At 67.9% G+C, this 22,464-nt stretch carries 18 protein-coding genes; 14 read left to right on the top strand and 4 right to left on the bottom strand.

Annotated features, from left to right (window positions below; all coding sequences use genetic code 11):
* The 9 genes from ABZ195_RS11080 (at nt 1) to proB (ending at nt 11,505) form a co-directional block, all read left to right on the top strand.
* Entirely contained in the window at nt 1–2,667 is a 2,667-nt protein-coding gene (locus ABZ195_RS11080; RefSeq protein WP_355217538.1) for a valine--tRNA ligase, read from the top strand.
* Nucleotides 2,664–4,112 carry a folylpolyglutamate synthase/dihydrofolate synthase family protein gene (locus tag ABZ195_RS11075; protein ID WP_355217536.1) on the top strand — a complete coding sequence of 483 codons (1,449 nt, stop codon included), beginning with the start codon at nt 2,664–2,666 and terminating at the stop codon, nt 4,110–4,112. The genes ABZ195_RS11080 and ABZ195_RS11075 overlap by 4 nt, the downstream gene beginning before the upstream one ends.
* 59 nt (nt 4,113–4,171) lie before the next feature.
* Nucleotides 4,172–4,543, top strand: a complete 372-nt coding sequence (locus ABZ195_RS11070) for a DUF4233 domain-containing protein (protein ID WP_355217877.1) — start codon at nt 4,172–4,174, stop codon at nt 4,541–4,543.
* Nucleotides 4,544–4,561: 18 nt separating this feature from the next.
* Nucleotides 4,562–4,972 (top strand): nucleoside-diphosphate kinase, encoded by a 411-nt coding sequence (gene ndk, locus ABZ195_RS11065; RefSeq protein ID WP_355217534.1) that lies wholly within the window; start codon nt 4,562–4,564, stop codon nt 4,970–4,972.
* Between the two features lie 305 nt (nt 4,973–5,277).
* Nucleotides 5,278–8,049: an Rne/Rng family ribonuclease gene (locus ABZ195_RS11060; protein WP_355217532.1), complete on the top strand. Its 2,772-nt coding sequence runs from the start codon at nt 5,278–5,280 to the stop codon at nt 8,047–8,049.
* Between the two features lie 193 nt (nt 8,050–8,242).
* The gene (rplU, locus tag ABZ195_RS11055) at nt 8,243–8,566 is read left to right on the top strand and encodes a 50S ribosomal protein L21 (protein ID WP_355217530.1); all 324 of its coding nucleotides are present in this window, start codon (nt 8,243–8,245) and stop codon (nt 8,564–8,566) included.
* Nucleotides 8,567–8,582: 16 nt separating this feature from the next.
* Nucleotides 8,583–8,873, top strand: coding sequence for a 50S ribosomal protein L27 (gene rpmA, locus ABZ195_RS11050; protein WP_355217528.1), 291 nt, complete (start codon nt 8,583–8,585; stop codon nt 8,871–8,873).
* Nucleotides 8,874–8,956: 83 nt separating this feature from the next.
* Entirely contained in the window at nt 8,957–10,405 is a 1,449-nt protein-coding gene (gene obgE / locus ABZ195_RS11045) for a GTPase ObgE (RefSeq protein ID WP_355217526.1), read from the top strand.
* On the top strand, nt 10,402–11,505 hold the full coding sequence (gene proB / locus ABZ195_RS11040; RefSeq protein WP_355217524.1) for a glutamate 5-kinase: 1,104 nt from the start codon (nt 10,402–10,404) through the stop codon (nt 11,503–11,505). Before obgE ends, proB begins: the two co-directional genes overlap by 4 nt.
* Here the strand turns inward: proB and ABZ195_RS11035 are convergent.
* A complete protein-coding gene (locus ABZ195_RS11035) occupies nt 11,502–12,131 on the bottom strand; it encodes a TetR/AcrR family transcriptional regulator (RefSeq protein WP_355217522.1) in 630 nt (209 codons plus the stop codon). The two genes, proB and ABZ195_RS11035, sit on opposite strands and share 4 nt — an antisense overlap.
* Nucleotides 12,132–12,197: 66 nt before the next feature.
* On the opposite strand from ABZ195_RS11035, the gene ABZ195_RS11030 reads away from it, so the two are divergent.
* A complete protein-coding gene (locus ABZ195_RS11030; protein WP_355217520.1) occupies nt 12,198–13,466 on the top strand; it encodes a cytochrome P450 in 1,269 nt (422 codons plus the stop codon).
* On the opposite strand, the gene ABZ195_RS11025 is transcribed toward ABZ195_RS11030, so the two are convergent.
* The gene (locus ABZ195_RS11025; protein ID WP_355217518.1) at nt 13,463–14,305 is read right to left on the bottom strand and encodes an NAD-dependent protein deacetylase; all 843 of its coding nucleotides are present in this window, start codon (nt 14,303–14,305) and stop codon (nt 13,463–13,465) included. The genes ABZ195_RS11030 and ABZ195_RS11025 overlap by 4 nt on opposite strands.
* A 74-nt stretch (nt 14,306–14,379) precedes the next feature.
* On the opposite strand from ABZ195_RS11025, the gene ABZ195_RS11020 reads away from it, so the two are divergent.
* The gene (locus tag ABZ195_RS11020; protein WP_355217516.1) at nt 14,380–15,369 is read left to right on the top strand and encodes a LysR substrate-binding domain-containing protein; all 990 of its coding nucleotides are present in this window, start codon (nt 14,380–14,382) and stop codon (nt 15,367–15,369) included.
* On the opposite strand, the gene ABZ195_RS11015 is transcribed toward ABZ195_RS11020, so the two are convergent.
* Nucleotides 15,314–16,816, bottom strand: a complete 1,503-nt coding sequence (locus ABZ195_RS11015) for an amino acid permease (RefSeq protein WP_355217514.1) — start codon at nt 16,814–16,816, stop codon at nt 15,314–15,316. The genes ABZ195_RS11020 and ABZ195_RS11015 overlap by 56 nt on opposite strands.
* A 28-nt stretch (nt 16,817–16,844) precedes the next feature.
* Nucleotides 16,845–18,167, bottom strand: coding sequence for an aminotransferase class III-fold pyridoxal phosphate-dependent enzyme (locus tag ABZ195_RS11010; RefSeq protein WP_355217512.1), 1,323 nt, complete (start codon nt 18,165–18,167; stop codon nt 16,845–16,847).
* Nucleotides 18,168–18,289: 122 nt separating this feature from the next.
* Between ABZ195_RS11010 and ABZ195_RS11005 the strand changes: the two genes are divergently transcribed.
* Genes ABZ195_RS11005 through ABZ195_RS10995 form a run of 3 tightly spaced genes read left to right on the top strand, consistent with a single transcriptional unit; the run spans nt 18,290 to nt 22,461 of the window.
* On the top strand, nt 18,290–20,332 hold the full coding sequence (locus ABZ195_RS11005) for an NAD(+) synthase (RefSeq protein WP_355217510.1): 2,043 nt from the start codon (nt 18,290–18,292) through the stop codon (nt 20,330–20,332).
* A gap of 29 nt (nt 20,333–20,361) precedes the next feature.
* Nucleotides 20,362–21,168, top strand: coding sequence for a GntR family transcriptional regulator (locus ABZ195_RS11000; RefSeq protein WP_355217509.1), 807 nt, complete (start codon nt 20,362–20,364; stop codon nt 21,166–21,168).
* Between the two features lie 42 nt (nt 21,169–21,210).
* Nucleotides 21,211–22,461, top strand: a complete 1,251-nt coding sequence (locus ABZ195_RS10995; protein WP_355217507.1) for a glutamate-5-semialdehyde dehydrogenase — start codon at nt 21,211–21,213, stop codon at nt 22,459–22,461.
* Nucleotides 22,462–22,464 lie beyond the last annotated feature (3 nt).

Raw genomic sequence — 22,464 nt, 5'->3', positions numbered from 1 at the left:
GTGACCGTCAGCCCGCAATCCGCAGACAGCCCAGGGGTGCAGTCCCTTCCGAAGTCGTGGGATCCGGCTGCGGTGGAGACCGAGTTGTACCAGGGCTGGGTCGACGCGGGCTACTTCACCGCCGACCCGTCGAGCGACAAGCCGCCGTACTCGATCGTGCTGCCGCCGCCCAACGTGACCGGCAGCCTGCACATGGGCCACGCGTTGGACCACACGCTGATGGACGCCCTGACCCGGCGCAAGCGGATGCAGGGCTACGAGGTGCTGTGGTTGCCCGGCATGGACCACGCCGGCATCGCCACCCAGAGCGTGGTGGAGAAGCAGCTCGCCGTCGACGGCAAGACCAAGGAGGACTTCGGCCGCGAGTCGTTCGTCGAGAAGGTGTGGGACTGGAAGCGCGAGTCCGGCGGCACCATCGGCGCTCAGATGCGGCGCATCGGTGACGGCGTCGACTGGAGCCGTGATCGCTTCACCATGGACGACGGGCTGTCCCGCGCTGTGCGCACCATCTTCAAGCGCCTCTACGACGCCAATCTGATCTACCAGGCCGAGCGGCTGGTCAACTGGTCGCCGGTGCTGGAGACGGCCATCTCGGACCTCGAGGTGAAGTACTCCGACGTCGAGGGCGAGCTGGTCTCCTTCCGCTACGGGTCGATGGACGACTCGGAGCCACACCTCGTGGTGGCCACCACGCGCATCGAGACGATGCTCGGCGACACCGCGATCGCCGTGCACCCCGATGACGACCGCTACCGGGCGCTGGTCGGTCAGACCCTGCCCCACCCGTTCCTCGACACCCGGGTGGTCGTGGTCGCCGACGCCCACGTCGATCCCGAATTCGGCACGGGCGCAGTCAAGGTCACGCCCGCACACGATCCCAACGACTTCGAGATCGGCGTCCGGCACGACCTGCCGATGCCGTCGATCATGGACACGAAGGGCCGCATCGCCGGAACCGGAACCCGGTTCGACGGGATGGACCGCTTCGAGGCCCGTGTCGCGGTGCGGGAGGCACTCGCCGCCGAGGGCCGGATCGTCGAGGAGAAGCGACCGTACCTGCACAGTGTCGGGCACTCCGAGCGCAGCGGCGAACCCATCGAACCCCGACTGAGCCTGCAGTGGTGGGTGCGCGTCGAGTCGCTGGCCAAGGCTGCGGGTGACGCAGTCCGCAACGGCGACACGGTGATTCACCCCGCCAGCCTGGAGCCGCGCTGGTTCGCCTGGGTCGACGACATGCACGACTGGTGCATCTCACGCCAGCTGTGGTGGGGCCACCGAATCCCGGTCTGGCACGGACCCAACGGCGAGAAGGTGTGCGTCGGACCGGACGAGACGCCGCCGCCGGGGTGGGTGCAGGACTCCGACGTGTTGGACACGTGGTTCTCCTCGGCCCTTTGGCCGTTCTCCACGATGGGCTGGCCCGACCGCACGCCGGAGCTCGAGAAGTTCTATCCGACGACCGTTCTCGTCACCGGTTACGACATCATCTTCTTCTGGGTCGCCAGGATGATGATGTTCGGCACCTTCGTCGGCGACGACGACGCGATCACCGCCGGCGGCGCCCGCGGCTCGCAGGTGCCCTTCGAGAACGTCTTCCTGCACGGTCTGATTCGCGACGAGTTCGGCCGCAAGATGAGCAAGTCCAAGGGCAATGGCATCGACCCGCTGGACTGGGTCGACACCTACGGCGCCGACGCGCTGCGGTTCACCCTGGCCCGCGGTGCCAACCCGGGCGGCGACATGTCGATCGGCGAGGACTACGCCCGCGCCTCGCGAAACTTCGCGACGAAGTTGTTCAACGCCACCAAGTTCGCGCTGATGAACGGTGCCGCGCTGAGCCCGTTGCCCGCCCCCGAGGCGTTGACCGACGCCGACCGCTGGATCCTCGGCAGGCTGGAAGAGGTTCGCGCGGAAGTCGATTCGGCGTTCGAGCGCTACGAGTTCAGCCGAGCCTGCGAGTCGCTGTATCACTTCGCCTGGGACGAATTCTGCGACTGGTACCTCGAACTGGCGAAGGTTCAGTTGGCCGACCGGCCCGACGGGCCGACCAACGCGGTGCTGGCGGCCGTGCTGGACAGCCTGCTCAAGCTGCTGCACCCGGTCATGCCGTTCGTGACCGAGACGTTGTGGAAGACGCTCACCGGTGACGAGTCGCTGGTGATCGCGCAGTGGCCGCAACCTTCGGGTTTCGCCCGCGACGACGTCGCCGGGCGCCGGGTCGCCGACATGCAGAAGCTCGTCACCGAGGTTCGCCGATTCCGCAGCGATCAGGGTCTCAACGACCGGCAACGGGTGCCCGCGCGCCTGGTCGGCGTCGCCGAGGCCGACCTGTCGACTCAGATCGCGGCCGTCACCTCGCTGGCCTGGCTGACCGAACCCGCCGACGGGTTCACCCCCTCGGCGGCCGTCGAGGTCCGGTTGTCCACCGGCATGGTGCAGGTCGAACTGGACACCTCCGGCACCGTCGACGTCGCCGCCGAACGCAAGCGGCTCGAGAAGGATCTCGCCGTCGCGCAGAAGGATCTGGCGCAGACCGCCGCCAAGCTCGGCAATGAGGAGTTCCTCTCCAAGGCCCCCGACGCCGTCGTGGAGAAGATCCGTACCCGGCAGCAGGTCGCCAGCGAGGAAGTCGAGCGCATCACGGCCCGACTCGCCGGGTTGTCGTGACCGAGCCGACGACCGAGCCCACGCCGGATCCCACGCCCGACGAGATCGCGGCGCTGCTTCAGGTGGAGCACCTGCTCGACCAGCGCTGGCCCGAGACCAAGATCGAGCCGAGCACGGCGCGCATCTCGGCGTTGATGGAGCTGCTGGGCTCCCCGCAGCGGGCCTATCCGACCATCCACGTCGCCGGCACCAACGGCAAGACGTCGGTCGCCCGGATCGTCGACTCGCTGCTGACCGCCCTGCACCGCCGGACCGGGCGCACCACCAGCCCGCACCTGCAGTCGGCCGTGGAGCGCATCGCCATCGACGGCAAGCCGATCACCCCGGCCCTCTACGTGGACACCTACCGCGAACTGGAACCGTTCGTCGAACTCGTCGACCAGCAGTCCGAGGCGGCCGGTGGCCCCCGGATGAGCAAGTTCGAAGTGGTCACGGCGATGGCGTTCGCGGCCTTCGCCGACGCGCCGGTCGACGTCGCGGTCATCGAGGTCGGCCTGGGCGGCCGCTGGGACGCCACCAACGTCGTCGACGCACCGGTCGCCGTCATCACGCCGATCGGCCTGGATCACACCGACTACCTCGGGGACACCATCGCCGAGATCGCCGGCGAGAAGGCCGGCATCATCGTCAAGCGGGCGCCGGATCCGGTCGCCCCCGACGTCGACCTCAGCACCGTGGCGATCATCGGGCAGCAGACCCCCGAGGCCATGGAAGTCCTTCTCGCCGAAGCCATTCGGGCTGATGCCGCGGTCGCCCGCGAGGGGTCGGAGTTCGCGGTGCTGCGCCGGCAGGTCGCCATCGGCGGGCAGTTGCTCGAACTCCAGGGGCTCGGCGGGGTGTACCCCGAGGTATTCCTGCCGTTGCACGGCGAGCATCAGGCGCACAACGCCCTTCTCGCGCTGGCCGCCGTCGAGGCGTTCTTCGGCGCGGGAGCGGACCGTCAGCTCGACGTCGACGCCGTGCGGGAGGGCTTCGCGAACGCGGCCAGTCCCGGCCGGCTGGAGCGGATGCGCAGTGCACCAACGGTATTCGTCGATGCGGCTCACAACCCGGCCGGTGCGGCTGCCCTGGCGCAGGCGCTCGCCGAGGAGTTCGAGTTCCGGCATCTGGTCGGCATCGTCTCGGTGATGGGTGACAAGGACGTCGACGGCATCCTGGCGGCCCTCGAACCCGCCTTCGACCAGATCGTGGTCACGCACAACGGATCACCGCGTGCCTTCGACGTCGACGGTCTCGCGATGCGCGCCGAGGAACACTTCGGCCCCGACCGCGTGATCACGGCGCCGACGTTGCCCGACGCCATCGAGACGGCGATTGCGATGGCGGAGGACAGTGGGGCAGATGACGCCTTTCCCGACGGGTTCTCCGGCAGCGGCATCGTCATCACCGGTTCGGTCGTCACCGCTGGCGCCGCCCGCACCCTCTTCGGACGGGATCCCTCGTGAGTGAGACCGTCGAGCAGCCACCCGTCGGACCGGATCCGTGGAAGAGCTTCCGTGGCGTCATGGCGGGCACGCTGATCCTGGAGGTCATCGTCGTCCTCCTCGCACTACCGGTGGTGTCGAACTCCCTCGGCGGGCTGACGTGGGTCAGCGGTGGCTTCATCCTCGGCATCAGCGGCATCCTGATCTTGCTGGCTGGCGTCCAGGGCAGGCCATGGGCGCTGCGCGCCAACCTCGCCGTGCAGGTGGTGCTGATCGCCGGTGTCGTCATCCATCCCGCGATCTGCTTCATCGGGGTGGTCTTCGCCGCGGTGTGGTTGCTGATCGCCTACCTGCGCGCCGAGGTCAAGCGTCGCCAGGACCGAGGCCTGCTGCCAGGTCAGCAGGGCCCGCCTGCTGATTCGGAGGGCAGGAGCGCAGCGACGGGGGAGTGACGGGTAGGCTCTCACGCCGTGACTGAGCGGACGCTGGTACTGGTGAAGCCCGACGGCGTGAAGCGCCTCCTGGTCGGGGAGATTCTCGGCCGAATCGAGCGCAAGGGTCTGTCGATCGCGGCTCTGGAACTCAAGAACGTCGGCGAGGACTTGGCGCGGGCGCACTACGCCGAGCACGAGGGCAAGCCGTTCTTCCCGTCGCTGCTGGAATTCATCACTTCCGGTCCCGTCGTGGCCGTGATCGTCGAGGGCCCGCGGGCCATTGCCGCCTTCCGTCAGATCGCCGGCGGCACCGATCCGGTGGAGAAGGCCGTCCCCGGCACGATCCGCGGTGACCTGGCGTTGGTCACCCAGGACAACCTCGTCCACGGGTCGGATTCGCCCGAGTCGGCGGCCCGCGAGATCGAGTTGTGGTTCCCCGGTCGTTAGCTGTCGGCCGGGCCTAGATTGGCACCTCGTCGGAACCGGCGCTGCGGTGTGGGATACTGGCCGAGGGTGACCTGCTTCATAACGGAGCTGGAATCCCGGATGAAGACTTGGGCGAGCGCGACCACCTAGGACGTGTTCTTCAGTGCGGCGCGGAGTCCAGCCATCATTCGCACCAGGCACCGGGGGTTCTCACGAACCGCTCGGAGCGAGACCATGACAAGCCCGGGAAGAGTTCCACGGGTCCATAGCGAAAGCCCTCGCGTGGCCGCGTCAGCACGACGCGCCCGGGGGCTTGAGGAGAGTACGTGGCTGACCGTGATTTTGCCGCCCCATTCGAGCTACCCGGAGACACTCAGCGCGACGTGGATGCGCCGGCTCAGCTGAGCCTCGATCCCGCCGACGTCTTCGTCGAGCCGGTGTCCCCCGGCGCGACACCTCCGGCGCAGGCCCTCGAGGTGGAGCCCGAGCCGCCGCCAGTGCCCGAGCCGTTGCCTCCCAACACCACCCCCGCGGCGTACATGCCGCTGTTCGTGGCACCCCAGCCCGTCGCCTACGTGCCGCCCCGCGCCGTCGTCGTGCCCGACGACGACCTCGACGAGGACGACGACGAGGACGAGGACGACGATTCGCTGGACGATTCGTCGGAGGACTCCGACGACGACCAGGGTGACCGCCCCGCCAACAAGCGACGCCGTCGCGGCCGTCGCGGTCGTGGCCGTGGACGCGGTGAACAGAGCGACGACGCCGACGGCCCCGGTGACGGAGACGGCCCGGACGGCGCAGACGACCAGAGCGACTCGTCGGAGGACTCCGACGACGACGGGTCCGACGATGACGGATCCGACGACGAGGGTGGCGACGACGACGGCACCGGCGCCGACGGAGCAAACCGCCGCCGCCGGCGGCGGCGCCGTCGCAAGACCGGCGGGGGAGACGGGGACGAGGCCACCTCGGCCGACGACCCGCCCAACACCGTCGTCCACGAGCGTCAGCCTCGGCCCGCGAAGGCCTCGAACAAGTCCTCCGGTGACGGGGAGATCCAGGGCATCGCCGGCTCGACGCGCCTGGAGGCCAAGCGTCAGCGTCGCCGCGACGGGCGCGACGCGGGTCGCCGCCGTCCCCCCATCCTGAGCGAAGCCGAATTCCTCGCCCGCCGCGAGGCCGTCGAGCGCGTCATGGTCGTCCGCGACAAGGTGCGCAGCGAGCCGCCGCACGAAGGTGCCCGCTATACCCAGATCGCGGTGATGGAGGACGGCGTCGTCGTCGAGCACTTCGTCACCTCCGCCGCGCAGGTGTCCCTCGTCGGCAACATCTATCTGGGCATCGTGCAGAACGTGCTGCCCTCGATGGAGGCGGCCTTCGTCGACATCGGCCGTGGCCGCAACGGCGTGCTCTACGCCGGTGAGGTCAACTGGGAGGCAGCCGGCCTCGGTGGCGCGCAGCGCAAGATCGAGCAGGCCCTCAAGCCGGGCGACTACGTCGTCGTGCAGGTCAGCAAGGACCCGGTCGGGCACAAGGGTGCCCGGCTGACCACTCAGATCTCGCTGGCCGGCCGCTACCTGGTGTACGTGCCCGGCGCCTCGTCGACCGGCATCAGCCGCAAACTGCCCGACACCGAGCGTCAGCGGCTCAAGGAGATCCTCCGCGAGGTCGTCCCCGCCGATGCGGGCGTGATCATCCGCACCGCGTCCGAGGGCGTGAAGGAAGACGACATCCGCACCGACGTCAACCGTCTGCAGGAGCGGTGGTCGCAGGTCGAGGCCAAGGCCACCGAGGTCACCGGCAAGGCCGCCGGCGCCGCGGTTGCGCTGTACGAAGAGCCCGACGTGCTGGTCAAGGTCATTCGTGACCTGTTCAACGAGGACTTCAGCGGCCTCATCGTCTCCGGTGACGAGGCGTGGACCACCATCAGTGACTACGTGACGTCGGTGGCGCCGGAGCTGCTGACCCGGATGACCAAGTACGAGCCCGCCGCTTCCGGCGGTCCCGACGTGTTCGCCGTGCACCGCATCGACGAGCAGCTGACCAAGGCGATGGACCGCAAGGTGTGGCTCCCGTCCGGTGGCACGCTGGTCATCGACCGCACCGAGGCCATGACCGTGGTCGACGTCAACACGGGCAAGTTCACCGGCTCGGGCGGCAACCTCGAGCAGACCGTCACTCGCAACAACCTGGAGGCTGCGGAGGAAACCGTCCGCCAACTCCGGTTGCGCGACATCGGCGGCATCATCGTCATCGACTTCATCGACATGGTGTTGGAGTCCAACCGCGATCTGGTGCTGCGCCGGTTGACCGAGGCGCTGGCCCGGGACCGGACCAGGCACCAGGTGTCCGAGGTGACCTCCCTCGGCCTGGTGCAGCTGACTCGCAAGAAGCTGGGCACCGGGCTCATCGAGGCGTTCTCGACGACCTGTTCGCACTGCGCCGGTCGCGGCATCATGCTGCACGGCGATCCCGTGGACTCCGGGTCGGCCGCCGGCCGGCGCAACGAGCCGGGCACCGGCCGACGGAGCAAGCGCGGCAAGAAGGGCGGCCGGACCGAGGAAGACGTCCAGGTCGCCAAGGTGCCCGCGCACGCCGCGGGCGAGCATCCGATGTTCCGAGCCATGGCGGCGGCCACCGGCCGTGAAGACGGCGACGAGGACGTCGAGGGCGACGGCATCGACGCCGAGGACGCCGAGGACACCGTGGTCGAGGGGTCTGAGGACCTGGCGTCGACCGAGCCCGTCGAGGAAGTGCTGGCCGACGAGTCCGAGGAGGACTCCGAAGACGATCTCGACGACGAGGATGACGACGACTCGGACGACGAGGACGACTCGGACGACGACGACGAGGACGACGACGACATCGAGGTCATCGACGTCGGTTCGGACGACGACGACGATGACGACGATGACGACGACGATGACAACGACGATGATGACGATGACGATCTGGAATCCGACTCCGACGACGAGGACTCAGACGACGCGGACTCTGACGACGAGGACTCCGACGACGAGCCCGTCGTCGCGGTGACCGGACGGCCCCGGCGCCGCCGTGCCGCCGCCCGCCCCGCAGGTCCACCGGTTTCATGAGGGCCGACCGGTACCGGAGGGGGTCGCGGTTTGACCCCTTACCCGCTGGTCACGTACCCTTGCACAGTTGTCTGCAGGCTAGGTAGCGACCGAGCCGGTGACACGCGGGGCTCAGACCCCCGCACCCCAGACCCGCGCACGCAGCCCTCGGGTGGCGCGCGCCCGCAAGCGAAGTAGAGGACGCACGAGCACGATGGCAGCCAAGAATCCGACGTATGCAATCGTCAAGACCGGCGGCAAGCAGTACAAGGTCGCGGTCGGTGACATAGTCAAGGTCGAGAAGCTGGAGCTCGAGGCCGGCGACTCCGTCTCGCTGCCCGTAGCGCTCGTCGTCGACGGTGCGAAGGTCACCACGGCCGCGAAGGACCTGGAGAAGGTCGCCGTCACCGCCGAGGTGCTCGAGCACACCAAGGGTCCCAAGATCCGCATCCACAAGTTCAAGAACAAGACCGGTTACCACAAGCGCCAGGGCCACCGTCAGAAGCTGACGGTCGTCAAGGTCACCGGAATCGCATAGGTAGAGGAGCGAACTCATGGCACACAAGAAGGGCGCCTCCAGCTCCCGCAACGGTCGCGACTCCAATTCACAGCGCCTCGGCGTCAAGCGTTTTGGTGGCCAGGTCGTCAAGGCGGGCGAGATCATCGTGCGTCAGCGCGGCACTCACTTCCACCCCGGCCTCAACGTCGGCCGTGGCGGCGACGACACCCTGTTCGCCACCGCCCCCGGCGCCGTGCAGTTCGGTGAGAAGCGCGGTCGCAAGACCGTCAACATCATCCGCACCGTCCGCGCGGACGCCACCGCCGGGGCGGCTCCGGAGGCCTAGAACCAAGTCGAGATCGACGTTTTGCAGCTCGGCTCTCGCGCAAGCTCCGCAAAACGTAGATTTCGTCATGGAAAGGACCTCCCATGCCCCGTTTCGTCGACCGCGTGGTCATCCACGCGCGAGCTGGCAACGGCGGTAGAGGCTGCGCCTCGGTACACCGCGAGAAGTTCAAGCCCCTCGGCGGTCCCGACGGCGGCAACGGTGGCAACGGCGGCAGCATCGTGTTCGTCGTCGACCCGCAGGTGCACACGCTGCTGGACTTCCACTTCCACCCGCACGTCGACGCCCCGTCCGGCAAGCAGGGCATGGGCAACAACCGCGACGGCGCCAACGGTGAGGATCTGGAACTCCACGTCCCCGACGGCACCGTCGTCGTGGACGAGGACGGCAAGCTGCTCGCCGACCTGACCGGCGAGGGCACCCGCTTCGAGGCGGCCGCCGGCGGTCGCGGCGGACTCGGCAACGCGGCCTTGTCGTCACGGGCCCGCCGGGCACCTGGGTTTGCGCTGCTCGGCGAGAAGGGCCAAGCCCGCGATCTCGTACTCGAACTCAAGACGGTGGCCGACGTCGGCCTCGTCGGTTTCCCGTCGGCTGGCAAGTCGTCGCTGGTGTCGGTGATCTCCGCGGCCAAGCCGAAGATCGCCGACTATCCCTTCACCACCCTGGTGCCCAACCTCGGGGTCGTGTCGGCGGGGGACAACACCTTCACCGTCGCCGACGTCCCCGGCCTCATCCCCGGCGCGTCCGACGGCCGGGGTCTCGGGCTGGACTTCCTGCGCCACATCGAGCGATGCGCCGTGCTGGTGCACGTGGTGGACTGCGCGACGATGGAACCCGGCCGCGACCCGATCTCCGACATCGACGCGCTGGAAGCCGAACTCGCGGCGTACACCCCGACCCTGCAGGGTGACACGACCCTCGGCGACCTCGCCGAGCGACCACGCGCGGTGGTACTCAACAAGATCGACGTGCCCGACGCGCGGGAGCTTGCCGACTTCGTCCGCGAGGAGGTCTCGCAGAAGTACGGCTGGCCGGTCTTCGAGGTGTCCACGCTGACGCGAGATGGATTGCGCCCGTTGACGTTCGCGTTGTGGGACATGGTCAAGACCTACCGTGACGCACAGCCCGTCGTGGCGCCCAAGCGCCCCGTCATCCGACCCATCCCGGTCAACGAGAGCGGTTTCACCGTCACTCCCGACGGCGAGGGTGGGTTCGTGGTGCGCGGCACCCGGCCCGAGCGGTGGATCGCGCAGACCGACTTCACCAACGACGAGGCCGTCGGCTACCTGGGCGACCGGCTCGCCCGCCTCGGCGTCGAGGACGAACTGCTCAAGCAGGGCGCGACCCCCGGATGCGCCGTGACCATCGGCGACATGACCTTCGACTGGGAGCCGCAGACACCCGCCGGCGTCGACGTCACCATGTCGGGCCGCGGCACCGACCTCCGGCTCGAGCAGGACGACCGGGTCCGCGCCGACGAGCGCAAGCTCGCCCGCAAGCAGCGACGGGAAAGTCGCGAAGAGCAGTCGTGACCAGTCCTCACCGCGAGGCCGTCCGCACGGCCCGCAGCGTCGTCGTCAAGATCGGCACCACGGCGTTGACCAATGCCAAGGGCATGTTCGACGCGACCAGGGTGGCCTCGCTGGTCGACGCCATCGAGGCGCGGATGACGGCGGGCTCCGACGTCGTGATCGTGTCCTCGGGTGCGATCGCGGCAGGCATCGAACCCCTTCGCCTGACGCGACGGCCCACCGACCTCGCCACCAAGCAGGCCGCCGCGAGCGTTGGTCAGGTCGCGCTGGTGAACGCCTGGACGGCGGCGTTCGACCGGTACGACCGCACCGTCGGCCAGGTCCTCCTGACCGCCCACGACATCGCGATGCGGGTGCAGCACACCAACGCCCAGCGCACGCTGGACCGGCTGCGCGCGTTGCACGCGGTGGCCATCGTCAACGAGAACGACACGGTCGCGACCAACGAGATCCGGTTCGGCGACAACGACCGGCTCTCCGCGCTGGTGGCCCATCTCGTCGGCGCCGACGCGTTGGTCTTGCTCTCGGACATCGACGGGTTGTACGACGCCGACCCGCGAAAGGGTAACGCGCGGTTCATCTCCGAGGTCGTCGGCGCCGACGACCTCGACGGCGTCATTGCCGGCGGTGGGAGTCGGTTGGGCACCGGCGGCATGGCCTCGAAGCTGTCCTCGGCGCTCCTGGCCGCCGATGCCGGGGTGCCGGTGCTGTTGGCCGCGGCCGCCGACGCCACCGCTGCGCTGACCGACGCGTCGGTGGGGACGGTGTTCGCCCCGCGTTCCGAACGCATGACGTCGCGGCGCTTCTGGGTGCGTTACGCCGCGGAGTCGACGGGTGCGCTGATGCTCGACGACGGCGCGGTCCGCGCCGTGGTCGGCCAGCGTCGCTCCCTGTTGCCGGCGGGCATCACCGAGGTCTCCGGCCGGTTCCACGGTGGCGACGTCGTCGAACTTCGCGCGCTGGACGGCACCGTCGTCGCGCGCGGAGTCGTCGCCTACGACGCCACGGAGTTGGCCACGATGGTCGGCAGGTCGACCTCCGACCTGCCCGCCGAGATGCGACGCCCCGCGGTGCACGCCGACGACCTCGTCGCGGTCTAGGGCGCCTCGAGATATAGCGCACCCCAGACGATTTGGGTGAGGGTGGTGGCCAGCTCGCGGTCGCCCGACTCCGGCGCGCCGGGAAGGCTCTGCTGACAGACGCGCTCCACCATCCAGGTCAGGCTGGTGGCGGCCGTCGGAGCCGCCAGCTCGGGACGGATCGAGCCGTCGCGCTGTCCCTCGGTGATCACGGCCGCCAGGCGCGTCGCGATCGCGGCCAGGATGTCCCGGTACGTGGCGCCGACCGCGGCGTCGTAACCGGCCATCTCGTTGAGCGCGACCAGCAACGGTTGGTGGCGCCGGTAGGTTTCCACCAGCGCCGTCATCGCGGCGAGCACGTCGGTGGAGTCTCGACGCCCCGCCACGCTCCACCAGCGCTCGGCGGCGTCGGCGAGGTCGTCGAACACCTGCCCCGCCAGCCGGCGCAGCAGGTGGCCCTTGTCCTCGAAGTAGACGTAGAAGCTGGCGCGCGAGATGCCGGCCTCGGTGGCCAGCCGGTCGACGCTGAGCTCGGTGAAGCTGGCGCCGTCTGCCATCAGACGCTCGGTGGCGTCGAGCAGCAGGCGTTCGATCTGTCCACGCCGCTCCTGCCGCTTGGCCTGCGGCCTTCGGGTCACTGACGGCATCCGATCAGCGTAGACCGCGCTCACACATCTTGACTAGACACACTGTCTAGACTTATCGTCACGATCATGACTGTGTCGCCGCTCACACCCACCCCGGTCCGTCCGTATGACCCGATCGACCTGTCCTCGCGGGCGTTCTGGTCCACCACCGCGGCCGACCGCGAGAGGTCCTTCGCCACTCTGCGCACCGAGCGGCCCGTCAGCTGGCACCCGCCGGTCGAGGATGCCCTGATGCATGACCCGCAGGACCGCGGCTACTGGGCGGTGACCCGGCACGCCGACATCGTCGCCGTCAGCAAGGACAGCGAGACGTTTCTGTCCGGCAAGGGCGTGCTGTTCGAGAACGTCCCCGAGGAGTTGCTCGAGGCCTCGCAATCGTTCCTGGCCATGGATGCGCCGCGGCACACCAAGATTCGCAAGGTCGTGCACGCCGCCTTCACGCCGCGGCAGGTGCGACGCATCGAGGACTCGATCAAGGCCAACGCTGCCGCCATCGTCGCCGAACTGCGCGATGCGGGCAGCGGTTCGGACTTCGTCGACCTCTGCGCCAAGGAGCTGCCGATCCGGACCCTCTCGGACATGGTGGGCATCCCCGAATCCGAGCGCGCCCAAGTCGCCGACGCCGCCGACGCCATGGTGTCGTGGGGCGATCCGCACTACCTCAACGGGCGAAATCCGTTGGAGATCCTCGTCGGAAGTCAGATGTACCTGCACCAGGTGGCGGGCGCCCTAGCCGCCGACCGCCGCCAGAATCCGGGCGACGACCTGATCAGTGCCCTCGTCCACGCCGAGGTCGACGGTGACAAGCTGACCGACGCCGAGATCGCCGCGTTCTTCGTCCTGCTCAGCGTCGCCGGCAACGACACCACCCGACAGACCGCGAGCCACGCCGTGAAGGCGCTGACCGACTTCGACGATCAGCGGTCCTGGCTGATGGCCGACTTCGACGACCGAATCGGCGGGGCGGTCGAGGAGTTCGTGCGATGGGCGACGCCGGTGATGACGTTTCGCCGCACGGCCGCCGTCGACGTCCGGCTTGGCGGCCAAGACGTCGCCGCGGGAGAGAAGGTCGTCATGTTCTACGCGTCGGGCAACTTCGACGACGCGGCCTTCGAGGCGCCCGAGCGATTCGACCTCTCCCGTAAACCCAACCCGCACCTCGGCTTTGGCGGCGGAGGCCGACACTTCTGTCTGGGAGCGCACGTGGCCCGGGCGCAGTTGCGGGCTCTGTTCGGCGAGCTGCTGACCCAGCTGCCCACGATCGCCGCGGGCGAACCGTCCTACGTGGCAGGCAACTTCGTCCACGGCGTGCGGTCGCTGCCGGTCACCTTCTAGGGAGCCGGAATTGGCGCCAGCTCGTCGACCAAGAGGACCAGCAGCTCCGAGCAGCCCGCGTCGAGCTTGACCGTCGCGAACTCGTCGCCACGGGTGATCCCGCGGTTGATGATCGCGACCGGCTTGCCGGCCGCCGCGGCGTGCCGGACGAAGCGCAACCCCGAGAACACCGTCAGCGACGAGCCCGCGACGAGCAGCGCGTCGGCGGCGTCGACCATCGAATATGCCCGAGCTACCCGGTCCTTGGGGACGCTCTCGCCGAAGTAGACGATGTCGGGCTTGAGCATTCCGCCGCAGCGGGGACAGTCGACGTAGCGGAAGGACGACGTCTCCTCGACCATCGCGTCGGCATCGGGGGCCACCGCGATGCCGCCGACGGCCGCAGCGCGTTCGGCGAAACCGGGGTTGAGCGCCTCCAGTTCGTCGGCCAGCCGGGCCCGCGTCATCGTGAATCCGCAATCGAGGCACACCACCTGGGCGTAGGTGCCGTGCAGGTCGACGACGTTCTCGCTACCGGCCTTGGTGTGCAACAGGTCGACGTTCTGGGTGACGACGCCGGTGACCACGCCGGCGCGCTCCATCGCCGCCAGCGCGCGGTGCCCGGCGTTGGGCAGGGTGTCGTCCATGTGCCGCCAGCCGACGTGGTTGCGCGCCCAGTAGCGCTGCCGAAAGGCCGGGTCGGAGGTGAACTGGCGAATCGTCATGGGATTGCTCGGCGGGGAGTCCGGGCCGCGGTAGTCGGGAATGCCGGAGTCGGTGGACAGGCCCGCGCCCGTCAGGACTGCGAGGCGCCGACCTGCGAGCAGCGTGACCAGATCGGGGGCGGTGTGACCGTTCATCACCGTCCAGGGTAGGCCCCGTCACTGCGACCCGATCAGGTGTCGATGCTGGCCTGCCACGTTATCGTGCGTGCATGGACCTGACCGTGCGGAAGTTGCGCTACTTCGCGGTCCTCGCCGACGAGCGGCACTTCACCAGAGCTGCAGCCCGTCTCTTCATGACGCAGCAGTCGCTGTCACGTCAGATTCGTGATCTGGAGGAAGAGCTCGGCGCGCAGCTGTTCTATCGGACGACGCGGTCCGTCGAACTCACGCCGGCGGGCGAGGCCTTCCTCGAGGCCGTCCGATCAGCGCTAACCAGCCTGGACTTTGGAATAGAGGCCGCGCGGCGCCATGACGCCGGGGCAGTTGGGCATCTGCGGATCGGCTTCGGACTGGGCGCAGCCCTCGAGCTCACGCCTTACATCGTCGACGAGTTCTCCCGACAGTTTCCCAATGTCGAGATCGAGATGCGCGAATTCGGGCTGCCCGATCAGAGTGCCGGTCTGTCTGAGCATTGGGCGGACGTAGCAATCATCCGCCCACCTCTAGCCGAACCCGGCATCGTCTCCCACGCCTTGTTCGTCGAGCCGCGGGTGCTGACGGTGTCGGTGAGACACACTCTTGCCGACCGGGACACGGTCGCGGTGGCGGACATTCTCGACGTTCCGCTGGCTGTAGGTCGGTCCACCGACGAGGAATATCGACGCTTTTGGAGTCTTCAGGAATTCCGCACGGGGATGACCGAGCCGCTCCTTACCCCGACCACGAGCAACACCGAGGAAATCGAGCTCATTGCCGCGGGGCTGGCCTGCACGGTCAATCCAGCCGCGATAATGCGGTACATCCCGCACTCGGGAGTTCGCTACATACCGATCGTCGACGTTCCGGGTTCGGTCGTTGCGATCGCCTGGCGTAGGGACCGGGTCTCACCGCTCGCGCTGGCCTTCAACCGGGTTGCGCAGGAAGTTCGGCAGCGTGAGGTTCGGATTGTCGAGGCAATCGAGAATCCCTTCAGCGGAGGGGAGTTCAGTTCCGCCGTATCGGAACGTCGAACTTCGCCACCCCAGCCTCGCCCCGCTTGATCCGGCCCCGTAACACCAGCACGTGCCACAGGACGGCCAGAACGGTGGCACCAGCCACTACCTTGACTGCGCCATGGAAGTCGTCGGGAATGGTCAAGATCAACAGCGCAGCGATGATCCATATCAGCCCGACCACCATCAAGGGGACGCCCCACCGCCCCAGATTGAATGCGCCGGGAGCCGCCGCCAGCGCTGGTCGTCGTCGCATGTAGGACCCAACGATCAGAAGGTAGACGAGGTAAGGAGCGATCGAGGTGGCACCAACGAGAGTGGTGAACGAGTCCGTCTGCAGGAAGCCGTAGATCATGAAACAGACACTGACGACGCCACCGACGATGAGTGCCCGCATCGGAGTCTTGGTGCGTGCGTTGACCATTCGGAAGTGGCGGGATAGCGGCAACATGTTGTCGCGGCCCATCGAGTACATGAGTCTTGCCTGGGCCGCCTGATTCGCGATGACAAGGGCGATCATCGAGAACGCCACCACGACGATGAACACCTTCACGACGGAGGTCGGTAGGTAGAACTCCGCGATCGTCACGATCGGTGCGCTAGACGCTTGCGCCGCCGCAAGATCGGGCATGGCCACCGTGAAGCAGATCAACGCCAACATGCCGAGCACGGCCGAACCAATGACGCCCATGAGCACGCCACGGGGGACGGCCTTCTGTGAATCGACAGCCTCCTCCGTGAGATCGGCGGAGAGTTCGAATCCGACCATCGTATAGATGCCGAGCAGGCCAGCCAGGACGAAGTGCCCGATGCCCGAGCCCGCGGTTCCGGTGCTGTCGGTCAGGTTTGCAGTCGAACCCCCGTCGCCGCCCGAATACAGGCCGAAGGCGACGATCACGGTGACGGCGAGTAGCACCGTCCCGATGATCTCGGCGATGACGGCGGTGTTGTTGACCCTCGCCGCCAACTGCACGCCGACGATGTTGATGAGCACGGTGAAGAGGAGGATTGCGACGGCGACGCCAAGGAGAACGCCGTCGGGTGGACTAATGCCGAGCGCCTCGAACAGCAGAGGGGTGGCGCCCAGCAGGATGATGGCGCCACCGGTGATGCTCATGTACAGCAGACCGAAGAAGCCCGTGTACCAGCCGTAAGTCGAGCCGACCAGGCGTGCGCCCCACTGATATGCGTAGCCCGCAAGCGGGATCTTGGTGCTCAACTCTGCGATCAGCAGCGCCATCACGATTTGACCGGCCGCGGCGATGGGCCACGTCCAAATGGATGCTCCGCCAAATTGGTTGATCGCAAACCCGTAGTTCAGGAAGATGCCGGTGGAGATGGAGACGATGGAGAAGGAGATCGCGAACAGCGAGAAGAAGCGCAACGTTCGCTTGAGTTCTTGCGTATAACCAAATGACGCCAGAGTGGCATCGTTGGGGTTCGCGTCGTGGTTGAGCGCTACGTCGCGCTCTTCTGCGGGACGGCCGATCGTCATGGGATCTCCTTGATGAAGGCTGGTGAACTCAGCTGGGGCCAAAACGCTCGTGCACCGCGGCGAATGCAGCCTCCGTGCCACGCAGCGCGCGGTCGACGACGTCGTCTGTCATCGCGCACGACATGAACCAGTTGTGCCTGGGGTGGAGGTAGACCCCAGATGCGAGGGCAGCTTCGGCGAAGCACGTCATCTTGGCGTAGTCATCGTCCCCGGCGAACGTCATGTAGGGCATGACGTCTGGCCCGGTGTAGGCGATGTCGAACCCGCGGTCGGCCGCTTGGCCCTGGATCCCCTCCCGGAGGCGGGAACCGGCTTGCTGCATCAGCGATACTCCGTCGATCTGAGCCAGGCGTCGAATGGTGGCGAGTGCCGCTGCCATGGGGGTGGCGTTCATCCAAAACGATCCGGTGAGGAACACCGTCGATGCCGCGTCGCGCAAGGACTCTCGGCCGGTCACGGCCGCGAGCGGGTAGCCGTTGGCGATTGCCTTGCTCCAGGCACTCATATCTGCCCGGATGCCAAGGGGTTCCCAGCTGCCGCCGTGAGCCAGCCGAAAGCCGCATCGCACGTCGTCGATGATGAGCAGTGCGCCGAGTGCGTCGCAGCGGCTTCGAACGTGTCGAGCGAAGTCGACGTCGGCGAGATCCTGATCCTCGCCCTCGACGTGACGAAATGGCGTCAACATCACCGCCGCAAGGTCGTTTCCGGCCGCCTCCACCGCCCGGTCGAAGTCAGCTTCGTCGTTGTAGTCGAAGTAGCCCATCGCAGTGCGGTCACTCGGAAGGGTGCCGGCGGGCACCGGAGAGCACCATGGCGCGGCGCCGTGGTAGACACCCCGGGCAACAAGGACGACCGATTTAGCGGTGTACGCCCTGGCGATGGTCAGACAGGCGGTCGTTGCGTCGGTCCCGTTCTTGCCGAACAGACACCAGTCGGCGTCAGATATCGCGTCGACGAGGGTCTCCGCGAGATCGACCAATACCGGGCCAGGACCGTCCAAGCATTCGCCCCGTTCCATCTGAGTGTGTACCGCCGTCGTGACGACCGGGTCACGGTGTCCGAGGACGACGGGCCCCCAGCTGCACATGAGGTCGACGTATTCGTTGCCATCGACGTCGGTGATCAGAGCGCCGTTGCCTGCGGCGAAGAATTGAGGGTAGGCCGGTGACATGTTGCGGACGGCTTGGTGTCCGTACATTCCGCCGGGCACGACCTTGTTCGCTCGTCGACTGAGCTCGAGGTCGTTGCGATTGGCCGCGGCGACTGAGGTCACGTCCCACTCCTCGGGGTTGAGGTGGGCGGACTTCGCCCTGCCGCCATGATCGGTTACGTCGACTCCAGTGAGAAACACCAGTTAGGGCTCCATTGACAACGAATGGGTTGTCAATCGTAGTTTCGGATGATGCGGACTTCGATGCGCCGTTGAGACCGCCAAAGGGACCCGTACGCCGGGGCCTTTGAAAGAATGGGAGCGTGGACTTCTACTCCGCCTACCGGCACGACTACGTGCGAGTGGCCGCGTGTACCCATCACACGACGCTGGCCGACCCGTCGACCAACGCCGAATCAGTGCTGGGCCTCGCGCGCGAGTGCCACGACGAGGGTGTCGGGCTGGCGGTCTTCCCCGAGCTGACGCTGTCCGGGTACTCGATCGAGGACATCGTCCTGCAGGACACCCTCCTCGACGCCGTGGAAGCAGCCGTCGACGAGGTCGTCGCCGCCTCGGCGGACCTGTTGCCGGTGTTGGTGATCGGCGCGCCCCTGCGGCACCGCAACCGGATCTACAACACCGCGGTCGTGATCCACCGGGGCGCGTTGCTCGGCGTCGTGCCGAAGTCCTACCTGCCGACCTACCGCGAGTTCTACGAACGACGCCAGATGGCCCCCGGCGACGACCAGGGTGGGGTCATCCGGCTCGGCGGCACCGAGGTGCCGTTCGGACCGGACTTGTTGTTCACGGCGACCGACCTCCCGAGCTTCGTGCTGCACGTCGAGATCTGCGAGGACATGTGGGTCCCCGTGCCGCCGAGTGCCGATGCTGCGCTCGCGGGCGCGACCGTGCTCGCCAACCTCTCCGGCAGCCCCATCACCATCGGTCGCGCCGACGACCGGAAGCTGTTGGCGCGCTCGGCATCGTCTCGCTGCCTGGCCGCCTACGTCTACGCCGCGGCCGGTGAGGGCGAGTCGACGACCGACCTGGCCTGGGACGGCCAGACGATGATCTACGAGAACGGCGTGCTGCTCGCCGAGACCGAGCGTTTCCCCAAGGGCGAGCGCAGGTCGGTCGCCGACGTAGACGTCGGACTCCTGCGTGCAGAACGTCTCCGGATGGGAACCTTCGACGACAACCGGCGCCATCACGCCGACCGCGTCGACGCGTTCCGGCGGGTCGAGTTCGTCCTGGATCCGCCCGCCGGTGACATCGGGCTGCGCCGAGCGGTCGAACGATTTCCCTTCGTCCCGTCGGATCCCGAACGCCTGCAGAGGGATTGCTACGAGGCCTACAGCATCCAGGTGTCCGGCCTCGAACAGCGGATGCGGGCGCTGAAGTATCCCAAGATCGTGATCGGGGTCTCCGGTGGTCTCGACTCGACACACGCGCTGATCGTGGCGGCCAGGGCGATGGACCGCGAACAGCGGCCGCGCAGCGACATCCTGGCCTTCACGATGCCGGGATTCGCGACCGGGGAGCGCACCAAGGGCAACGCGATCGCCCTGTGCAAGGCGTTGGGGGTGACCTTCGCCGAGATCGACATTCGCGAGACCGCGACGCGGATGCTGACCGAGATGGAGCATCCCTTCTCCCGTGGCGAGAAGGTGTACGACGTCACGTTCGAGAACGTGCAAGCCGGTCTGCGCACGGACTATCTGTTCCGGCTGGCCAACCAGCGCGGCGGCATCGTGCTGGGCACCGGTGACCTCTCCGAGCTGGCGCTGGGCTGGTCCACCTACGGTGTCGGCGACCAGATGTCCCACTACAACGTCAACGGGGGCGTGCCGAAGACGCTGATCCAGCACCTGATTCGCTGGGTCATCTCCTCGGGTCAGTTCGCCGACGACGTCAACGTGGTGCTGCAGTCGGTCGTGGACACCGAGATCACCCCCGAATTGGTGCCCGCCGGCGAGGACGAGGAAGTCCAGAGCAGCGAGGCGAAGGTGGGACCCTATGTCCTGCAGGACTTCTCACTGTTCCAGGTGCTGCGCTACGGATTCAGCCCGTCGAAGGTCGCCTTCCTCGCCTGGCATGCCTGGCACGATGCCGAGACCGGCGGGTGGCCCACCGGCTACCCCGTCGACGAGAGGCCGGAGTACTCGCTCAGCGAGATCCGGCACTGGCTCCAGGTTTTCGTCCAGCGGTTCTACTCCTTCAGCCAGTTCAAGCGGTCCGCGCTGCCCAACGGTCCGAAGGTGTCCGCGGGCGGAGCGCTGTCTCCGCGCGGTGATTGGCGCGCCCCGTCGGACATGTCGGCGCGAATCTGGCTCGACGAGATCGACCGCGAGGTCCCGGAGGCCTAACCGGCCGGGAGTGTGAAAAACTCTCCGCTGTGGAGGAACCCGGCAACGGCACCGCGCGTGTCAGCGTAGACGCCGGGGTACCGCTGCACCGTCAGCTCTACCTGGTGCTCCACGACGAGATCAGCCGCGGAGCACTGGCATCGGGTGAGGCCCTGCCGACCGAGCAGACGCTCTGCGACATGTTCGGCGTCTCCCGCATCACCGTGCGACGCGCCCTGGCGGATTTGTCCGAGGCGGGCTTCGTCGACCGGCGTCACGGCGTCGGATCCTTCGTCGCCGAACACTCGGCGGCGGCCCGGCAGGTCTCCGGCGGCAGCTACCTGGACAACATGCGGCAGGTCGAATTCGAGACCGAGGTGGACGTCGTCGAGTGGGGTGTCCGAGCCGTTCCACCGGCCGTCGCCGCTCGATGGGACGCCCGCGACACCGCGCTGCACGTCCTGCGGGTACGTCACGAGCGCCGAACCGGCGAGCCCCTGATGATCACGGATGCCTGGCTCCCCGCCGAACTCGCCGAGGTGGTGACGGAGTCGGCGTTGCGGCAGGCTCCGCTCTACCGGCTGATGACCGACGCGGGGGTGAAACTGGAGCACCTCGACCACGAGATGACCGCCGAGATCGCCGGTCCCCGAACGGCGTCACTGTTGTCGACCGCCATCGGGTCGCCGTTGATCCGCGTCAACCGGGTGGCCTACGCGGGCGGTCTGCCACATCACGTGCTGTCGGTCGCCCTGTCCCCGGATCGAAGTCGCGTCCTGGTCGCCCAGCAGTCGGCGGACGCCGAGACGAGCACTGCGCTGTCCATCGCACATGACGTGCTCAGGCCGTCGACCTGACCCGACGCGGCGAAACGCGGCGTACCTCGATAAGCTGCACTAATGAGCGTTGAGGCTCCCTCCGACCTGCGCGATCGGGTTCACGGCGCCGCCCGTAGGGCGCGCGTCGCCGCCCGCACCCTTGCGACGTTGACCACCGAGACCAAGAACCGCGCGCTGCACGCCGCGGCGGACTCGGTGCTGGCCCACGTGCACGAGGTGTTGGCCGCCAATGCCGCCGACGTCACAGCCGCGAGGGCTGCGGGCACGCCCGAGTCGATGCTGGACCGCTTGGCGCTCAACCCGCAGCGCGTCGAGGGCATTGCATCAGGTCTGCGACAGGTCGCCGGCCTGCCGGACCCGGTGGGCGAGGTGTTGCGCGGCAGCACCCTGCCCAACGGGCTGCAGATCCGCCAGCAGCGCGTCCCTCTCGGGGTGGTCGGCATGGTCTACGAAGGCCGGCCCAACGTCACCGTCGACGCGTTCGGCCTGACCCTCAAGTCCGGCAACGCGGCGCTGTTGCGCGGCAGTTCGTCGGCGGCACAGTCCAACGCGGCGCTCGTCGCCGCGCTGCGGATGGCGCTGCTCGGCGAGGGGTTGCCCGAGGATGCCGTCCAACTGCTGCCCAGTGCCGACCGCGCCAGCGTCACGCATTTGATTCAGGCCCGCGGACTGGTCGACGTCGTGATCCCCCGTGGGGGCGCGGGGCTGATCGACGCCGTGGTGCGCGACGCGACCGTGCCGACCATCGAGACGGGCGTCGGAAACTGCCACGTCTTCGTCCACGAGGCGGCCGATCTCGACGTCGCCGAGCGAATCGTGCTCAACGCCAAGACCAGACGCACCAGCGTCTGCAACGCCGCCGAGACCTTGCTGGTCGACTCGGCGATCGCCGCGACCGCGCTGCCACGGCTGGTGGCCGCCCTCACCGACGCCGGCGTCACCGTCCACCTCGACCCGAGCGAGGAGGAACTGCGCGCCGAGTTCCTCTCGATGGACATCGCGGTGGCCGTGGTCGACGGCGTGGACGCCGCGATCGCCCACGTCAACGAGTACGGCACAGGCCACACCGAGGCCATCGTCACCGCCAATCTCGCGGCGGCGCAACGCTTCACCGAGCGCGTCGACGCGGCCGCGGTGATGGTCAACGCGTCGACCGCCTTCACCGACGGGGAGCAGTTCGGCTTCGGCGCCGAAATCGGCATCTCCACTCAGAAACTCCACGCCAGAGGTCCGATGGGACTACCGGAGTTGACCTCGACCAAGTGGATCGTGTGGGGCTCACCCGCCGACGGCCACATCCGCCCTGCCTAGCAA

The sequence above is a fragment of the Mycobacterium sp. NPDC006124 genome, assembly GCF_040614235.1.
Taxonomy (GTDB): domain Bacteria; phylum Actinomycetota; class Actinomycetes; order Mycobacteriales; family Mycobacteriaceae; genus Mycobacterium.
The sequence above is the reverse complement of the archived record's forward strand: the minus strand, read 5'-3'. Positions and strand labels throughout refer to the sequence as shown.

What these genes read in the sequence shown, in the direction of transcription:
- ABZ195_RS11070 (WP_355217877.1), top strand. Translation starts at nt 4,172, where the DNA reads ATGGCGGGCACGCTGATCCTGGAGGTCATCGTCGTCCTCCTCGCACTA.
- rplU (WP_355217530.1), top strand. Translation starts at nt 8,243, where the DNA reads ATGGCAGCCAAGAATCCGACGTATGCAATCGTCAAGACCGGCGGCAAG.
- rpmA (WP_355217528.1), top strand. Translation starts at nt 8,583, where the DNA reads ATGGCACACAAGAAGGGCGCCTCCAGCTCCCGCAACGGTCGCGACTCC.
- obgE (WP_355217526.1), top strand. Translation starts at nt 8,957, where the DNA reads ATGCCCCGTTTCGTCGACCGCGTGGTCATCCACGCGCGAGCTGGCAAC.
- ABZ195_RS11035 (WP_355217522.1), bottom strand. Translation starts at nt 12,131, where the DNA reads ATGCCGTCAGTGACCCGAAGGCCGCAGGCCAAGCGGCAGGAGCGGCGT.
- ABZ195_RS11030 (WP_355217520.1), top strand. Translation starts at nt 12,198, where the DNA reads ATGACTGTGTCGCCGCTCACACCCACCCCGGTCCGTCCGTATGACCCG.
- ABZ195_RS11025 (WP_355217518.1), bottom strand. Translation starts at nt 14,305, where the DNA reads ATGAACGGTCACACCGCCCCCGATCTGGTCACGCTGCTCGCAGGTCGG.
- ABZ195_RS11020 (WP_355217516.1), top strand. Translation starts at nt 14,380, where the DNA reads ATGGACCTGACCGTGCGGAAGTTGCGCTACTTCGCGGTCCTCGCCGAC.
- ABZ195_RS11015 (WP_355217514.1), bottom strand. Translation starts at nt 16,816, where the DNA reads ATGACGATCGGCCGTCCCGCAGAAGAGCGCGACGTAGCGCTCAACCAC.
- ABZ195_RS10995 (WP_355217507.1), top strand. Translation starts at nt 21,211, where the DNA reads ATGAGCGTTGAGGCTCCCTCCGACCTGCGCGATCGGGTTCACGGCGCC.